The 18,071-nt window shown below is 42.9% G+C and carries 14 protein-coding genes; 8 read left to right on the forward strand and 6 right to left on the reverse strand.

The genetic code is table 11. The annotated features are described in order from the left end of the window. Positions 1-58: 58 nt before the first annotated feature. Positions 59-2,086 (reverse strand): hypothetical protein, encoded by a 2,028-nt coding sequence (locus DFP75_RS12395; RefSeq protein ID WP_110576103.1) that lies wholly within the window; start codon positions 2,084-2,086, stop codon positions 59-61. Positions 2,087-2,449: 363 nt separating this feature from the next. Between DFP75_RS12395 and DFP75_RS12400 the strand changes: the two genes are divergently transcribed. Continuing rightward, positions 2,450-2,743, forward strand: coding sequence for a hypothetical protein (locus DFP75_RS12400; RefSeq protein WP_110576105.1), 294 nt, complete (start codon positions 2,450-2,452; stop codon positions 2,741-2,743). A 13-nt stretch (positions 2,744-2,756) separates the two neighbouring features. Here the strand turns inward: DFP75_RS12400 and DFP75_RS12405 are convergent, their stop codons facing one another. Further along, positions 2,757-4,274, reverse strand: a complete 1,518-nt coding sequence (locus tag DFP75_RS12405) for a Ppx/GppA phosphatase family protein (RefSeq protein WP_110576107.1) — start codon at positions 4,272-4,274, stop codon at positions 2,757-2,759. 528 nt (positions 4,275-4,802) lie between these two features. On the opposite strand from DFP75_RS12405, the gene rho reads away from it, so the two are divergent. Both rho and DFP75_RS12415 read left to right on the forward strand, forming a co-directional pair. Next, the gene (gene rho, locus DFP75_RS12410) at positions 4,803-6,068 is read left to right on the forward strand and encodes a transcription termination factor Rho (RefSeq protein WP_110576109.1); all 1,266 of its coding nucleotides are present in this window, start codon (positions 4,803-4,805) and stop codon (positions 6,066-6,068) included. Between the two features lie 146 nt (positions 6,069-6,214). Then, the gene (locus DFP75_RS12415) at positions 6,215-6,943 is read left to right on the forward strand and encodes an NAD(P)H-flavin reductase (RefSeq protein ID WP_110576112.1); all 729 of its coding nucleotides are present in this window, start codon (positions 6,215-6,217) and stop codon (positions 6,941-6,943) included. A 98-nt stretch (positions 6,944-7,041) separates the two neighbouring features. Here DFP75_RS12415 and DFP75_RS12420 read toward each other — a convergent pair whose 3' ends face one another. Together DFP75_RS12420 and mqo are read right to left on the reverse strand one after the other, a co-directional pair. Then, on the reverse strand, positions 7,042-7,314 hold the full coding sequence (locus DFP75_RS12420; RefSeq protein ID WP_110576114.1) for a YfcL family protein: 273 nt from the start codon (positions 7,312-7,314) through the stop codon (positions 7,042-7,044). 133 nt (positions 7,315-7,447) lie between these two features. Continuing rightward, positions 7,448-8,926: a malate dehydrogenase (quinone) gene (gene mqo, locus DFP75_RS12425; RefSeq protein WP_245927050.1), complete on the reverse strand. Its 1,479-nt coding sequence runs from the start codon at positions 8,924-8,926 to the stop codon at positions 7,448-7,450. Positions 8,927-9,338: 412 nt separating this feature from the next. Between mqo and DFP75_RS12430 the strand changes: the two genes are divergently transcribed. Next, complete coding sequence (locus DFP75_RS12430) at positions 9,339-9,746, forward strand: CBS domain-containing protein (RefSeq protein WP_110576118.1); 408 nt, start codon at positions 9,339-9,341, stop codon at positions 9,744-9,746. On the opposite strand, the gene hslO is transcribed toward DFP75_RS12430, so the two are convergent. Then, positions 9,743-10,618: an Hsp33 family molecular chaperone HslO gene (gene hslO, locus DFP75_RS12435; protein ID WP_110576121.1), complete on the reverse strand. Its 876-nt coding sequence runs from the start codon at positions 10,616-10,618 to the stop codon at positions 9,743-9,745. The two genes, DFP75_RS12430 and hslO, sit on opposite strands and share 4 nt — an antisense overlap. A gap of 247 nt (positions 10,619-10,865) precedes the next feature. On the opposite strand from hslO, the gene DFP75_RS12440 reads away from it, so the two are divergent. The 4 genes from DFP75_RS12440 to DFP75_RS12455 all read left to right on the forward strand — a co-directional run bounded on the left by DFP75_RS12440 (position 10,866) and on the right by DFP75_RS12455 (position 17,337). Beyond that, a complete protein-coding gene (locus DFP75_RS12440; RefSeq protein ID WP_110576123.1) occupies positions 10,866-12,791 on the forward strand; it encodes an ABC-F family ATP-binding cassette domain-containing protein in 1,926 nt (641 codons plus the stop codon). Between the two features lie 195 nt (positions 12,792-12,986). Then, entirely contained in the window at positions 12,987-13,976 is a 990-nt protein-coding gene (hemB, locus tag DFP75_RS12445) for a porphobilinogen synthase (RefSeq protein WP_110576125.1), read from the forward strand. Between the two features lie 150 nt (positions 13,977-14,126). Further along, positions 14,127-16,346, forward strand: coding sequence for a polyphosphate kinase 1 (gene ppk1 / locus DFP75_RS12450; RefSeq protein WP_175404882.1), 2,220 nt, complete (start codon positions 14,127-14,129; stop codon positions 16,344-16,346). A gap of 253 nt (positions 16,347-16,599) precedes the next feature. Next, the gene (locus DFP75_RS12455; protein ID WP_110576127.1) at positions 16,600-17,337 is read left to right on the forward strand and encodes a substrate-binding periplasmic protein; all 738 of its coding nucleotides are present in this window, start codon (positions 16,600-16,602) and stop codon (positions 17,335-17,337) included. Positions 17,338-17,573: 236 nt separating this feature from the next. Here the strand turns inward: DFP75_RS12455 and DFP75_RS18315 are convergent, their stop codons facing one another. Then, the gene (locus tag DFP75_RS18315) at positions 17,574-17,792 is read right to left on the reverse strand and encodes a hypothetical protein (protein ID WP_146219959.1); all 219 of its coding nucleotides are present in this window, start codon (positions 17,790-17,792) and stop codon (positions 17,574-17,576) included. Between the last annotated feature and the right edge of the window lie 279 nt (positions 17,793-18,071).

The following is an 18,071-nucleotide window of genomic DNA, read 5'->3' on the forward strand; positions in this document are numbered from 1 at the left end:
ATAATGCATTAAGTGGCTTTATATTACGAAGCTTTTATATCAGCAGTGCTAATACTGACTAACCATTCAAAGTTAAGACATTTGTCTTACTGATACGGTGACGATAAATTTCTCGCAAGTACTTAATCGCATTTTTAACATTATTAATATCCAAGCGAATATCATTAATGGAAACAAAGCGCTGACTGTTATCAATCAGTTCACGATATTTTTTCTCGTACATTGGTTTAATAGCATACCAATTCGTATCTAAGATTTTTGCTGGGTTTTCGTAGGTCGCAAAGTACTTATCCACCAAGCTTTCATCAAACTCATCTTCTTGAATCATGCTAATAATCGCTTTATCAATTTCGTCCGTGTAGCGGTAATCATCACGAGCAAAACAGCGCTTCATATACGCAACCATTAAGGTCAGGAAGTCATCACTTAGACATGGGCTTTTAGCGATCAGAGTCGTCAAAGACAAGTTCGCAGACGCGCCAATAACCAAAGCGTAACGCTTCAATGTGGTATTTGGGCACAAGCGATTAAGGTGCATTTTCAGACGATTCAATGCGGTGAAAGACAATTTGTAGTCTCGTGGCAATGAAATAATAGAAACAATCGATGAACAGTTTTTAAAGAAATGCAGGTGATTCAGTTCACTCGCATCGTAGCCGCTCTTACGGTAGTTTTTAATCGCTTCACGATATCTATCTGATTCAACTGGCAACACACTCACGCCTTCAATAGCGGAGGTGTCATTGTTAAAGTGAGGCAATTCTATTGAACGACAAAACAAGTCATCAATATCAACCGTATCTTGATGCTTGCCTTCACCTACAACACTTTCCGCATAAGCAACAGCAACGGGGCCAGCCAAACTCATAAACAAGTCATTGGCATCTAAGCGAATGGTTTCTGCGATATCAATACCGGCACGACGGAAATAGTCTTCGTCATAATCTGTTGTCACAGCTTGAGCGGTCAGAATGTTAAAAATCTGCTGAGAAATATACTGATTAGCGTATTTCTCCATGGTATTCACATCAATATTGTCGGCATCGCCACCGTCTTCTTCTTCGGCATATCGCATGATGTCATTGGAAATCAGCATCATAGAGTTCCATGGGCGAATGCGCTCCATCACATCAGCAGGAACCTCATCGTCTTCACGCTCTTCGTTATAGGAAAAATTCCACTCTTCCGATATGTATTTCGTTAACAAACGCCCAGCGTTGATATGCAAGGCCTCAGAAATTTCTACATTCTTTCCAGAAATATTCGGAAGAATACAAATGCCTGAAGTAAAGATAGGTTCAAACACAAAGCTATGACGTTTATCGACCGCTTGACTTTGATCAGAACGATAGTCAAATGTTTTACTCAAGTATGAAAATTGCTGTGCTAGACCAAATTCAGACGCCATTCCTGAGCCTGTTCCACCACCCGCACTGAAAATATAAAAATAAAGGCGCGATTGGTTTGCTTTGATGCCACATGAATCAACCAAATAAGAATGCATGTTTTTCCAGTTCTCGTTTCGGAACGTCGTTGCATCTTTATTAAGGATAATTTTCGCAAGGTATTGCCCCAAAATAGGCGCGTTACCAGCACCACCAGCGTGAACTTCAGACAAGTCCATTATTTGTAGTTTTTTATACTCATCTAGGAACTTGGTTCTGCCTTCTTGATTTGAGAAACGAATACGTCCCTCAATATCTTTATCCAAATCCCCCAACAAAACGATAGGCTCTATTAAGAAAACAGGTTTAAAACCGTCTTTCCCTTCAATAGGTAAATGCTTACGAATCCAACGCATAGGTCGAAATTCGCGTTCGCTTTCTAATATTTCTTGGTTTTCTACTTCGCGCATATAACTTGCTCTGGCATCGTAGACAAGCGATGCGACATCTAATGCAATATTAGAACCGCAACGCCCTAAACCAATTAAACAAACGGATGGAAATACCTGGTCAATAGCGACTTCTTCATCACCTAATTTGGGATGAATCCGGCTTCGAACAACATCCAAATTTTCTAAGATTTGCTCTAAATTTGTCTCAGTAAAATAAAGATGTTCTATTGGGAGATTTTCTTGGCTCATGCGGCATCCTTTTTGAAGTAAATCACTTACAACAGATAATCATTCACGTTATCAACGAAACGACATGATACGAAGCAAACCGTTTATCTGTTTAATGCACTGTTTATTTTTATCGTCATTTTTTTGGACAATGTGCAAACAATATCATCCTTACATAGCAATGACACTAATATGGTGCGTTTAATCATAAAATAAATAATTAAAATAATTTTTTGTTTGAACTCTAATTTTCACTACTAATAAAGTCAAACATCGCCAAATCCCCTACCAAAAAATACTCAATATATCGTGACAAAACCTCTCGCTTGGTTGTTTTTTGTACTATGATATAAGGTAACTTGAACAACTTTTAAGGTGACTATCGTGTCTATCTCATCAGTATCAAACAACCGTTTGTACATGCCTAGCTTTTTAGCCCAAGCAGAAACAGACGTGCGACCTGATTTGAGCCGCCAACAGGACCCTGTTCAACTTTCAGACAAAGCAAAACAGATGTTGTCTTCTCAATTACAAGCAAATGATTCTGACACTAAGGGTGAAGAGGCTGGTAAAGAGTCGGTCCAAATTTCTTCAAGTGTTGGCCGACTCTCTAGAATATCGGGATTACAAAGAGAGGAAGTTGCAGAGCTGTATCGCTCTATCGATAAATTAACCTAACGGCTCTCACTACCTAACTAAAGGTTAACTTATAATCATTAGCAGACAGTGACTCTGCTTCGCGCTGTAAGTTAGCCAACGTCAAAGGTCGATTATCAAGCCACCCAGGCAAGAACTCGGCATGAAGACTCTTATTGTCTGCTTTCAATGTGAAAATGGGCATATCGCCTTCTTTTCTATCGTGATGCAATAAAATAGACAGCCTTAATATAATGGACAACCTATCCAAATCCTGTTGATCGCTTTTAGTAAATCGATAGTCCAAAGACTGTGAAAACTTTCGTCTATGACGCAAAATTAAATTTGCTAGGGCCTGTTGCTCTTGCTGAGAAAAACCAGGCATATCAGATTCACTAATAATGTAGGCGCCATGTTTGTGGTATCGACTGTGCGAAATCCCCACGCCCACTTCATGCAGTAGGCCAGCCCAGCGCAATAAGTCTTCACTGGAAATACTGTTTAAATTCCAATCGTCTTTCACTTGGGCCAAAGCAGACAAAGCCGTATGAGTGACAAGCTTCGCTTGTTCTGTATCAATATGATATTGGTTCAACATGTATTTAACTGTACGTTCACGAATATCAGTCTCTGCATAACGTCCCATAATGTCATACAGCACACCTTCTCTGAGCGCACCAGTAGAGAAATCCATTTGCTTAATATCGAAACACTCAAACACCGCGGTCAAAATAGCAATCCCGGCAGCAAAGGTACTTTTGCGTTCCGGCTTCAAGCCAACTAATTCAATATTATCCGCATGACCTGCTGAGAAGAGTGCTTTTTGAATTTGCTTCAGTGCTTTTGGAGTAATGCCCTTTTTGCTCCAATTGTTCTCTTTAACAATATTAAAGGCCGCTTTTACTGTGCCAGATGAACCAATCGACACATCCCATGTTTCGTCTAGATAGTCATCTTGGATACTTAAAAGCTCTAAACGTGCTGCCGTTACCGCTTTCTGAAAGTTAGACTTATTGATAACACCATCTTCAAAGAATCGCTGTTTAAAACTCACGCAGCCCATATGAAGGCTTTCGGTCAAAATCGGTTCGAGCTGTTTACCAATGATAAACTCCGTACTACCACCACCGATATCCACAACCAAGCGTTTTGATTCACCATGATCCATGGTTCTCGCAACACCCACATAGATCAAACGTGCTTCTTCTCGACCCGCTATAATTTCAACTGGGTGACTCATGATATCCATTGCTTTACCAATAAAATCATATCGATTCTTTGCCACCCTTAATGCATTCGTTCCCACGACTCGGACAGAGCCTGGAGGCATGTCTTCAATCACTTGAGCAAATTGCGCCAAGCAATCCAGACCACGTTGTTGGGATTCATCATCTAAGTGACCATTAACTAAACCAGCGGCTAACTGAACCTTGTCACCAAACTCTCCTGTTATACGCAACTGACCATGCGTCACTTGAGCGATAACCATGTGAAAGCTATTCGAGCCCAAATCGATTGCTGCGATTTTTTCAAAAGGAAAGTCGTGAGATTGTTGCAAAAAGAGTGATTGCATTCAAAAAGCCTTACATCAGGAAAGTCTCAATTGGAATAAGAGTATATCAGTTAGTATACGGTGTCATCGCCAAGAAGGTGGCAAAAACAACACCATATAAGATGAATTTTTTATAAAAATTAGCCTCTTTTCTCGAAAATCAAGAGAAAAAAGCAACTTAATGGGTAAAAAAAACCGTCCAACCACCCCAAAAACCCTGAACTTGATCAAAAAATTACCAGAAAGTGTTTTTTTCCTGAGTTTGACTATAGACCTCGCGTTTAAGTCGATCTATAGTATGGATGTTCTTGATAGAAATCTTGCTATGCAGGTACTATCCAGATCCCAATCAAATTGTTTCGCGCTGTATTGGCTTTGCCCTATCCGGGCTCACGTAAACCAAAACGACTATATAACCATTCTGTTTTGTGTTTGTTGATGCCGTGTAGCTGATACATTGTAAAATACTTCCAGACACAAATTATTGTTATTTTTTATTAACTCTAATGCCGTCATTTTTCCTCAAATGAGCTAATACAAAACCCGTTTATGAACCTTACCGACTTAAAACAGAAATCAGTACACGAACTTTTAGACATCGCAGCAGAAATGGGCCTAGACAACATGGCTCGCTCCCGTAAGCAAGATGTTATTTTCTCAATCCTTAAGCGCCATGCGAAAGGTGGGGAAGATATTTACGGCGACGGTATCTTAGAGATTCTTCAAGATGGCTTTGGCTTCCTACGTTCACCTGACAGCTCATACCTAGCGGGTCCTGACGATATTTATGTGTCGCCAAGCCAAATTAGACGATTCAACCTTCGTACTGGCGACACCATCGCTGGTAAGATTCGTCCTCCGAAAGATGGCGAGCGTTATTTTGCTTTATTGAAAGTGAATGAAATCAACTTTGATAAGCCTGAAAGCGTACGTAACAAAATTCTTTTTGAAAACTTAACACCTCTTTTCCCTGACGAGCGTTTATTGATGGAAGCTGGCAACGGCTCTACAGAAGACGTTACCTCTCGTATCATTGACCTTGTTGCTCCAATGGGTAAAGGTCAGCGTGCTCTAGTAGTTTCTCCGCCAAAAGCGGGTAAGACGTTCATGCTACAAAACATCGCTAATGCGATCACACGTAACAACCCAGAATGTCATTTGATCGTGTTGCTTATCGACGAACGTCCTGAAGAAGTAACCGAAATGTCTCGTACTGTTCGTGGTGAAGTTGTTGCCTCTACCTTTGATGAGCCACCAGCGCGTCACGTACAAGTTGCTGAAATGGTAATCGAAAAAGCAAAACGCCTTGTAGAACATAAACGTGACGTGGTTATCCTATTGGATTCCATCACTCGTTTAGCACGTGCTTACAACACAGTCATCCCTTCCTCTGGTAAAGTACTAACTGGTGGTGTGGATGCCAACGCATTAGAACGTCCAAAACGTTTCTTTGGTGCGGCACGTAATATCGAAGAAGGCGGCAGCTTAACTATCATCGCAACAGCGCTTGTGGATACAGGCTCTAAAATGGATGAAGTTATCTTTGAAGAATTTAAAGGTACAGGTAACTCCGAATTGCACCTTGACCGTAAGATTGCAGAAAAACGTACTTTCCCTGCGATCAACATTCGTCGTTCAGGTACTCGTCGCGAAGACCTACTTACTTCAGAAGACGAACTGCAGCGCATGTGGATTCTACGTAAATTATTGAATCCTATGGAAGATGTGGCAGCGACAGAATTCCTTATCGATCGACTAAAAGTAACTCAGACAAATGACGAGTTCTTTGAGTCAATGAAAGGCAAAAACAAATAAGCAGACTTTCTGATAGCAGAAAAGTCTGCCATAAAAAACCACTTCCTGAAGTGGTTTTTTTTTACTTACACAATAAACATGATGCATTATCAATGTTTGCTTGCTTTCCGCATCTAAGGGAAGTGCAACCTATTGGAGTAGTTTAAATGAAAGAGATTACCGCGACGGTTAACGCTGTCGAATTAATCAACCAGAATGTTTACCAGATCACTTTAAAAGTAGACGATTTTACTTTTGAAGCAGGTCAATACTTGATGGTCGTGCTACCAACAGGGGAACAAGTACCTTACTCTATCGGCAGCGCTCCTCATGAACTCCCTTACTTGACCCTATACATCTTGGTTTCTGATGCTGGTTCACTTGCTCAGAAAGTGGTTGAGTATTTTCAGTCAAACAGCAGTGCAACCATCAAAGCACCCGGCGGAGACTGTCACCTTGCCAATGGCATTTTGGATTCGAACCCAGAACACATTCTGTTGATTGCTGGCGGCACAGGCTTCGCACAAATTAAAAGCCTGTACACGGATTTAGTCGAAAAGAACTTCACTGGTAACGTTTCTTTCTACTGGGGCTTACGCACCCAGCAAGATGTATTCGCAAAAGAATGGCTAGAAGAAGCACATAAATACTCGCCGTTTTCATTAGATGTCATCGTCAATGAAGCTGATGAGCAGTGGCATGGCCGCACAGGTTGGTTATACGAAGCTATTTTGGAAGATCATCCAGACTTAAGCAAAAGTGCCGCCTTCATCAGTGGTTCCGTTGGAATGGTATATGGAACCCTTGATCAGCTAGAGCTAAAAGGCATCAACAAAGACGCCTGCTTTTCTGACGTTTTTGCTTATGCACCACATCCTGATAAGCCAAAACTTTAAAAGATTAAGCGAATTAATCACACAAAAAAGAGAGGCAATGTTTCATCATTGCCTCTCTTTTTTTATGCTCTAAACGTCTTAAATAAATGAACGTCTAATTAAGCAACCGTGGAATGAACCTGTCCCCACAATGCTTTAATACTGTCTTGGTCAGTGTCAGAAACCCCTTCTGCTTCTAGCGTTTCTTGCAATATTTCCGTGAAAGCACTATCAAACTCTTCCTGTCCTTCGCCTTCAACACTGCTGTGCAGCCCCAAAAGCCCTAGAAGATACGCGCAGTAAAACAGCTGATCGCCCTCTTCTGCATGGTGCTCCATATCTCGTAATCTATCGCACAATTGGTCTGCACGTTCAGCAAAGGTCATTGTCATATTCGGTCTCACATTCATTTTTAATATCTGTTTTTAAAACCTCTGCACAGCAAGCATGCAATGATCTCAATTATAAAATACAAAAAAGCTGGGTAAGTCCCAGCTTTTTGAAGATGCATTATACCTAGTTCTATTAAGGCTTTAAGTTCAGCGTCTCTAGTGTATTCGCACGTATAGAAAGAAGCAGATCCGTGTTTTCTACCAATGATTGCCCATAAGAAGGCACCATTTCTTTCATTTTTGCTTGCCAATCATCGGACTTAACGCGATCAACAAAACAACGCTCTAGAATACCGATCATAGTATTGACCGTTGTTGAAGCACCAGGAGAAGCGCCCAGCAATGCTGCAAGAGAGCCGTCTTCTGTGGTAATGGCTTCCGTACCAAACTCAAGCTTACCGCCACCAGAAGCATCTTTCTTAATGATTTGAACACGTTGCCCTGCGTAAGCAAGTTCCCAATCTTCATCTTTCGCATCAGGAAAAAATTGACGCAATGAACGACAGCGATCTTTATGAGATTGCATTACTTCGCTAATCAAGTAACGAGTAAGGTCCATGTTGTTCTTACCAACACTTAGCATCGGCTTAATGTTGTCAAAGCGAACACTTTTCGGCAGATCAAAGAAAGAACCTGTTTTCAAAAATTTTGTCGTAAAACCAGCAAATGGTCCGAACAAGATCGCTTTTTTGCCATCAATAATTCGCGTATCCAAATGAGGAACAGACATTGGCGGCGCACCGATTGGCGCAGCGCCATAAACCTTAGCAAAATGCTGCTCGACTAATTCAGGCTTTTCACATACCAGCCACTGGCCACTTACAGGGAAGCCGCCATAGCCTTTGCTTTCTTTTACTTCTGCTTTTTGCAGCAAAGGTAAGGCTCCACCACCAGCACCTAAGAAAACGAATTTTGCGTCGATAACTTTACGGGAACCATTTTGTTCTACCGTGACTTCCCATCGTCCATCGGCACGTTTTTTCAGAGTGCTTACTTCGCAATTCAACTCTAGATCAAAGCCATCTAGGGTTTCTAAATGCTTGCTCATATTACGAGCGATCGCACCGAAGTTAACGTCAGAACCATGCTCAATTCGTGTTGCAGCAAGGGGTTCACTGTCATCACGATTGTTCATGATAAGAGGCATCCACTCTTTCATTTTTTCGCGATCTTCCGTGTATTGCATTTCTTTGAAAGCAGGATGTGCGCTCATAGCCGCATGACGCGCTTTTAGCATTTTGACGTTACGCTCGCCCCATACAAAACTTTGGTGCGGCACACGATGGATAAATTCTTGTGGTGCTGGCATCAGCCCTTGCTTAACAAGATAAGACCAAAATTGAAGGCTGACTTCAAAAGCAGCATTAATGTTAACCGCTTTATCGATATTGACTGAACCGTCCGCATTTTCAGACGTATAATTTAGCTCACAATACGCAGCATGGCCCGTTCCAGCATTGTTCCAGCCATCTGTACTTTCTTGTGCAACGCTGCCTAAACGCTCAACCATTAACATGGTCATGCTAGGGTCTAGTTGCTTTAGTAACACTCCTAAGGTGGTGCTCATCGCACCGGCCCCGACTAGTAAAACGTCTACAGAATTTGAGGTCATATGATTTCGCCGTGTCATAGCCAATAATGAATTTGAGAGTGATGCAGAAGGAGGCTTTTGGCCAGCAGCAAGTATGTAAAATAATCTACGTTTGCTTTCTCCACACTCTCTTCAGAACGCCTTTGCTCGTTCGCTGAACATTAAAAATAAACAACGTATAAGGGATTCTGAGCAGGTGTAAGTCAATTATACGGATTTTAAAAACAATGTCTTGAGACCTTAGTATAAGAATGTATTTATATTCACATTTCAAATAACAAGATTGGCGACATTTTGTTGACTTTAGCTGCAAGAAGGTCGATGTTAACGACATTAAGAAAAAACATGCTTTGATTATGCTGCTATATTGAATTATCAATATTCAACATAAGTATACTAAATCCTCTTATTTTCTAACTTGAGGAGTATGAAGATGAAAGCAAAAGATATTATGGTGCAGAAGGTTATCTGTGTCGATATGGACGAACGCTTGCCTCAAGTAAGACACATAATGGAAACAAATGGCTTCCACCACCTTCCTGTAACAGATAATGGCAAACTGGTTGGCATTATCTCAGACCGAGATTTGTTACGTCTTATCAGCCCTTTTATAGATAGCGTTTCAGAGCAAGCAAGAGACCTAGACACCCTAAACAGGGCCGCTCACCAAGTCATGACTCGTCAACCTATTACTGTAAAAGCAGAAACACCAGTGGAAGAAATTGTTGCTTGGCTAAAGCGAGTCGACATTTCTTGTCTCCCCGTTACCGACGATGAAGGCTACGTGATAGGCATTATTTCGTGGCGCGACCTTGTCAGTCACGCCACGTATAAAGATTAATGCGTTTGCCCTTGATCGCCTAAGGAGTCAATTAAATCGTCTTCTGTGAACTCATATTTTTCCGCACAGAACTGGCAATCGACTTTCACGCTACCTTGCTCGATGAGAAGCTCACGAATCTCTTCTGCACCCAGTGACATAACCGCATCCAAAGTACGCTGACGAGAACACGAACAACCAAACTGCATTACCTTAGTGTCGTATAGGCGAACTTCTTCTTCGTGGTATAGACGATGCAATAGCTCACTGGTTTCAAGACCAAGCAATTCGTCTTCTTTTACAGTAGAGGCTAAGTGTGTCAAACGATCCCAGGCATCTTCATCGCCTTCTTTCGCTTGTTCTGCTGGCAAACGTTGCAAAAATAAACCACCACATTGTGCGCCGTTCGCTGCAAGCCAAACTCGGCTTGGCAACTGCTCAGATTGAGAAAAGTACTGTTCAAGACACTCAGACAAACTATCGCCAATAATTTCAACAATACCTTGATAGCGCTGCCCATTACGTGGCTGGATAGTAATGGCCAAATAACCGCCCTTTAATACCTCTTGTAAAGAGATCACTTCTGGTACTTCTTGGCTGTCATCCCACTGCGCGATGCCACGCAGGTTTTGATGCTCATCACACTCAGTCATCAAGGTCGACAAAAAGCCATGGCCCTTTGCTTGAATAGATAACACACCGTCTATTTTGACAATGTCTCTTAATAAAGCGATTGCCGCGACAAACTCGCCAAGGAGTTTTTCCAGCGACAGTGGGTACGCTTTACGTTTAATAATTTCTTGGTACGCGTCATTCAGCAACACTCGCTCACCACGGACATTACTATTATCAAAGGAAAAACGCTGTATTTCGTTTATGGTTACATTATTCACAAGTTACACCTTGATCAGACTAAATAAGCCCAACCTAAAAAGTTCAAATTAATATTGCTTCTATTTTACCCTTGAGACGATCAATCATCCACTTTAAACAGTGTATAAACTGGGAATATGCACGCTTGCTATTTCGTTTAGTCTGGCAGCACTCTAAAATGTTAGGCATTGTACTTTATTATTGAAAAACCGATTAAAACGGCCAACGTCACTTCTCATTAATCGAGATAAGAGATTTCTAGTTTTTATGATCCAATTTACTGAAGTTAGTTTACAGCGCGGTACTCAGTTCCTCCTTGAAGAAGCCGACCTCACCATTTTTGAAGGTCAAAAAGTTGGCCTCATTGGGGCCAATGGCGCAGGTAAATCCTCTTTATTTGCCATGATCAAAGGCGAGTTACACGCAGACACTGGCGAAGTAGTGTTACCCGGCCAACGCCGTATCGCCTTTATGGCGCAAGAAGTAGAAGAAACACAGCGCAGTGCGTTGGATTATTGCCTAGATGGCGACGACAAACTCAGAGAAATTGAAAACAACATTGCGAAAGCACAGGCGAGCGGAGACGATCACGCCCACGCAAGCTGGCTAGGCGAATACGAAAATGCTCACGGTTACACAGCACAATCGCGTGGTGAAACACTGTTGCAAGGTCTAGGCTTCAAAATGTCGGACATGCAAAGACCAGTATCAGACTTCTCTGGTGGTTGGCGCATTCGTCTTAACCTTGCCAAAGCCTTGATGTGTCCATCTGACGTCCTCTTACTCGACGAACCAACCAACCACTTGGATTTGGATGCGGTCATGTGGCTGGAAAACTGGCTGCGCCAATACCCAGGCACTTTACTATTGATCTCCCATGATAGAGATTTCTTAGATGGCATTTGTAGCCACATTGTTCACCTTTATCAAAAACAACTGGTGCTCTATAAAGGAAACTATTCCGACTACGAACGTCAACGTGCCGAGCATCTTGCGCAACAACAAGCCAACTATGAGAAACAACAAGAGAAGCGTGCGCATTTACAGCAATATGTTGACCGCTTCCGTTATAAAGCCGATAAAGCCAAACAAGCCCAAAGTCGCTTAAAAATGCTTGAGAAGATGGAGATTATCGGCCCTGCTCATATCGACTCGCAATTTGAATTTTCAATTCCTGTCGCCGAGAAAACATCTCAGCTATTAGTTAATTTGTCTCAAGCTGATTTAGGCTACACATCAGAGTCTGGTGAAAAAACGGTTCAGCTTGGAAATACCAACTTTGCTCTTCGAGATGGGCAGCGTATTGGTTTGCTCGGTCCGAATGGTGCGGGTAAATCAACGCTCATCAAATCCATTGTGGGCGAAATCGGCATTTTGGGCGGTGATCGTATTTTAGGAGAAAACCTGAAAATCGGTTATTTCTCACAGCATCAACTCAGCGCGCTGGACTTAGAAGCTTCGCCATTACTGCACATTCAAAGGCTCACTCCAAAAGTACTAGAAAGTGATATTCGTCGCTATCTTGGAGGTTTTGGCTTTATTGGCGACGATGCTCTGCGTGCGGTAAAAGGCTTCTCTGGTGGTGAAAAGGCACGTCTGGCCTTAGCGCTTATTTCTTGGACCAAACCCAACTTATTAGTACTCGATGAGCCAACTAACCATTTGGACATCGAAATGCGCCAAGCATTAACGGAAGCCTTGCAAGAATTCCCAGGCTCTATTTTGCTGGTTTCCCACGATCGTCACCTTCTTAATAGTACGGTTGATGAGTTTTACCTTGTGGCAGATCATCAAATCCAAGCATTCGATGGCGACTTACCCACTTACCATGCATGGTTACAAGCACGACAAGCCAATGCCGCACAACTTGAAAAAAACGAACAGACTGGCGACAAGATAGACAAAGTAGACCGTAAGGAAGAGCGCCGTAAAGCCGCTGAAATGCGTGAAAAACTACGTCCGCTTCGCAAACAAATCGAGAAGCATGAAAAAGCCGTTCAAACGGCACAAGAACACCTCGATCGCATAGCCGAAGCCATGACAGATTCTAGCCTTTACGAAGCCGATCAGAGAGACAAGCTACAAAGCTTATTAAGTGACGAAGCGAAATGGAAAAAAGCCCAAGCCGAAAGTGAAGAAGCATGGTTTGAAGCCCAAGAAGAACTAGAGGAAGCCGAAGCGTTACTCGCCTAGGCAAAGGCAAAAAAGAACTAGAGGAAGCCGAAGCGTTACTCGCCTAGGCAAAGGCAAAAAAGAACGTAGAAACAAAGACTAAGTGCTAGAAATTCGTAAATAATTGTCTCAACACAAAGCTTTTACCCTAGCGCTGACATAATATTGTAACAATACTAAAGTACATTCTAACTCAGCGAAAAGGAGAGATATTGGATGACATTTCCATACACTCGTATGCGCCGCATGCGTAAACATGATTTTTCTCGCCGCCTGATGCGCGAGCATCACCTTACTGCAGACGATTTAATCTACCCAATGTTTGTTCTTGAAGGCAATAATGTGCGAGAAGCCATTCCCTCCATGCCAAATATTGATCGCGTTTCCATCGACTTATTATTAAAAGAAGCCGAAGAGTTAGTTGAACTGGGCATTCCTACGATTGCTTTGTTTCCCTACATAGAAGCCGATAAGAAATCACTAAATGCCGAAGAAGCCTACAATCCAAATGGTTTAATCCAACGCGCAGTGCGTGCCTTAAAAGACGCTTTCCCTGAGCTTGGTGTACTAACAGATGTTGCGCTAGATCCTTATACCACGCACGGTCAAGACGGCATTATTGATGACTCAGGTTACGTTCTGAATGACATCACAGTAGACACTCTTGTCAAACAGGCTCTTTCCCATGCCAAAGCCGGTGCTGACATAGTCGCCCCCTCTGACATGATGGATGGACGAATTGGTGAAATCCGCGACGAACTTGAAGCCGAAGGTTTTATTAACACCTTGATCATGGCATACGCTGCAAAATACGCATCGGCTTACTATGGTCCGTTCCGTGACGCAATCGGCTCAAGCGGCAACCTTGGTAAAGGCAACAAATTCACCTACCAAATCGACCCAGCCAACTCTAACGAAGCAATCCGCGAAGTGATGTTAGATATAGAGGAAGGCGCGGATATGGTCATGGTGAAACCAGGTATGCCTTACTTAGACATTGTACGAAGAGTCAAAACAGAACTTGAAGTACCAACGTTTGCCTATCAAGTAAGCGGAGAGTACGCCATGCATATGGCCGCCTTTCAAAATGGCTGGCTAGATAAAGATACGGTAATAATGGAATCTCTCCTCGTATTCAAACGCGCTGGGGCAGATGGCATCCTGACTTACTTTGCAAAAGATGCAGCACGCCTGCTAAAACGCTAGAAATTCAAATAATTTAGTAAATAAGTACATTGAATCGGTGACCAGCAGGCTGCGTTGGTGTAATTTGTTAGGATCTGCCTACACTTGTAGGCAAGAGGAACAATAATGCCAACAACACAATAAAACGGTATTTAGAGAGAATTAAAGCGCATGTCTGAGCAGTCGGTGAACGAAATAGATAAAAAAGAAGCTATCCCCAGCCCTCCGCTGGAACTGGATTCAGAATTGGTATTGGAACCTATTCCAGAACAACCACTGGATCCGAATAAAGTAGCTATTGAAGAGCGTCTACCAGAGGAAATTGATCTGGCTGACCCAGAGCTCTATTTCAATCGTGAGCTGAGTCACCTTCAATTCAACGCGCGAGTACTTGAACAAGCCATGGATGAAAACCATCCTATCTTGAACCGGTTAATGTTTCTGTGCATCTTTAGTTCGAACATGGACGAATTTTTCGAGATCCGTGTTGCTGGTTTAAAAAGCCAATTAGAATACAGCCGTGAAAAGAATGGTCCAGACGGGATGCACCCGAAAAAAGTGCTTGCCCTGATCAGCGAACACGCTCACAAATTAGTGCGCCGTCAGTACCGCATTCTTAACGATATTATTCTACCTAAGCTGGCCACCGAAAACGTTAAGTTCATTCGTCGCTCCGTGTGGAATGAAAAACAAGCTGCTTGGGTAAAACGCTATTTCCGTGACAATGTGTTGCCTATCATTAGTCCTATTGGACTCGATCCAGCACACCCGTTCCCTCGACTTGCGAACAAGACCTTTAACTTCGTTGTTGAATTAGAAGGTCGAGATGCCTTTGGTCGAGAAAATGGTCTTGCGATTGTTCCTGCGCCAAGCTCATTACCTCGTTTGGTTAAATTACCTGACGAAGTGTGTGACGGTGGAGATAATTTGGTTTTCCTTTCGTCTATCATTCACGCTCACGCAGACCAATTATTCCCAGGCATGACAGTCAAAGGCTGTTTCCAATTCCGTCTTACTCGTAACGCGGATTTAGAAGTCGACTCCGATGATATTGGTGTGGACCTCGCAGGTGCATTGCGTACAGAATTACAAAGTCGTCATTATGGTAGCTCGGTTCGATTAGAAATCGCCGAAAACTGCCCTCTTCATATTGTCGACTCTTTGCTAAAACAATTTGATCTAGAGCAACAAGACCTCTATCGCATCGATGGCCCAGTGAACCTTAGCCGTCTTATGGCAGTACTTGAACTCGTTGATCGCCCAGACCTAATGTACCCTCCTTTTTCACCTGGCCTGCCTAGAAAACTCGCCAGCTCTGGTGGATTATTCGAGGCAATTCGACAACGCGATTACCTACTCATGCACCCATTTGAGAGCTTTTCGCCCGTTATCGACTTATTAAGCGAGGCAGCAAAAGACCCAAGTGTGGTCGCCATTCGCCAGACGCTATATCGAACAGGCTCTCGCTCACCGATTGCCAATGCTTTGGTTGAAGCCGCTCGTAACGGCAAAGAAGTGACTGTTGTCATCGAACTACGTGCACGCTTTGATGAAGCAGAAAACTTAGCCTTAGCAAGCCGCTTACAAGACGCAGGTGCCATTGTTGTCTACGGGGTGGTTCGTCATAAGACCCATGCAAAAATGATCCTAATCGTTCGCAGAGAAGGCGCAGACCTCACCCGTTACGTTCACCTAGGAACAGGTAACTACCACGCAGGTAATGCACGTCTCTACACCGACTACAGCTTTATGACCTGCGACAAAGAAATTGGTGATGATGTTCATCGCGTTTTCCAGCAGCTAACAGGAATGAGCAAAGAATTGAAAGTGAAGAAGCTATTACACGCTCCTTTCACTCTTCGCGACCGTTTATTAGAAATGATAAACAGAGAAGCAGAGAACGCACTTAATGGCGACCCTTCTCGTATTATTATTAAAGTGAACTCGTTAACGGAACAGAGACTGGTTCAATCACTATACAAAGCGTCACAGGCTGGCGTTAAAATCGACTTAATTGTTCGAGGCATTTGTACATTACGCCCTGGCATTAAAGGCATCTCCTCAAATATTCGTGTTCGCAGTGTCATTGGAAGATTCCTTGAACATACTCGCGTCTATTACTTCTACAACAACCGTAACCCTCAAGTTTATCTATCCAGCGCTGATGGCATGGATAGAAACTTAAACAACCGTATAGAAGTTGCGTTTCCTCTTCAGGATTACAAGCAAACTCGTCGAGTCAAAAAGGAATTGGAGTATTACCTAACAGACAATACTCAAAGCTGGATTCTTCAGAGCGATGGATCATATCAGCTATCCAAACCAAGAAAAGGCGAATACCGCAGCGCACAACGAGCATTGCTTAGTGAATTAGCCGATAACACTCGATAATCCACAAAGCACTCATATACATAAAGCCCAGCATCAGACTGGGCTTTTTTGTGCATAAGAATAGAGTTTATCCCCAAATATTACGAAACACCGACATTATCAAGCCTTCACATTCTGTCACTTTAATAGACTGATAATCATTTTTCTTGTCTGTCTGTGAATACGACCATCCTCTATCCATTCACGACAACTGTATATAGAATAATCAAAAATGTGCATAGAATGAGTAAAATCATACAAAAGAGGCACTCTTATGAAAAAGGTCCAAAAGTTCTTTTCAGCTTTAATTATTGCACTCCCTCTTACAGCACAAGCCCAAACCGTAGAGCTAACGACAATGAACTGGCCACCATTCTATGCAGAAAGTTTAGAAAAAGGCGGATTCATTACAGCCATTGTTGATGAAGCACTTGCTGAGTCTGGCTATGACACTACAATCGAGTTTACCGGCTGGCAAAACGCATTGGACAGCGCCAAAAAAGGCGAGAAAGACGCAATCGTTGGCGGCTATTACTCTGAAGAGCGCGCGCAGGAATACTACTTTTCAATTCCTATCTACACCGTACTAGCAGGCCTAATCAAAAAGCCAGACTTCCCAGTAAACAACTACTCCTCATTTGATGAGCTTGACCAATATACGATTGCCAGAATAAAAGGCACAGTAATCGGTGAATCCTTCGATAACTTCCCATTTTCCAAACTCAAAGAATACCCTGAAGTATCTGATGCAGTTAAGGCGTTAGACTCAGGAGAAGTCCAACTGTATGCAGACAGTCTAGCGGTTGCGAAAGAAGCCGCTAAAGCGGAAGGGATTGATGGCTCTCAACTGCAGATCCTTCTTCCGCCACTAGAAGAAAATGATCTATACCTACTAATTTCTAAATCAGCTCCAAACGCTGAAGAACTTCGTGATGCTTTTAATAAAGGCTTAATTTCACTTCAAGCTTCTGGACGTTACGACGAAATCTTAACGGAATTCAATCAGCAGTAAGACTGCTTACCTGATATCCACAAAGCCCTGAAAGTAAGCATTGCTTCCATAGAGCAAAGCCACTTCCAGGGCTTTTTCATTAGTTTCGATCTAAACCATCCCGCCCCGAATAGACAACCGCCTATTACCATGTCGTAGAGCGATGTGGCTCAACCCAACCTAATAAATAACTCTCACAGCCTCTTTGATATAAGCATGACACCTACGACCACGTCGTTTAAAAAATATAGAAAGAGCTATTCTGATAGATGATACAAGGCGCGCTCTTTTAATATCCCGCACTGACGCACCGAAGGATAAGACAAGCGCAAACTGGATAAAGAGGGTAAGCCATTGCTACGTGGCATGACTTCTTTTGATGACGCGCTCAGATAGACAAAATAACGATATAAGGCGCGCTCTTTTGATGAACCGCGCAGACGCGTCGAAGGATGAGACAGGCGCAAGCGGGACACAAAAGAGCAAGCCACTGCTACGTATCATGAATACAGATAGGCAACATAAGGCGTCTTCTTTTGATGACTCGCGCAGACGCGTCGAAGAATGAGACAGGCGCAAGCGGGACACAAAAGAGCAAGCCATTACAGCTTAGCCTATTGATTCCCCATAACGAAAAAAACCTGACTTTGGAGCACGATACGACGACCACAATGATCTGAAGCGGTGCTTCATCCCCTTCGGGCATCCTGCGGATGTCTTCCACTAGCACCTTCGGTGCATCGTGTAATCACATG

This window comes from Marinomonas alcarazii, assembly GCF_003208215.1.
Taxonomy (GTDB): Bacteria; Pseudomonadota; Gammaproteobacteria; order Pseudomonadales; family Marinomonadaceae; genus Marinomonas; species Marinomonas alcarazii.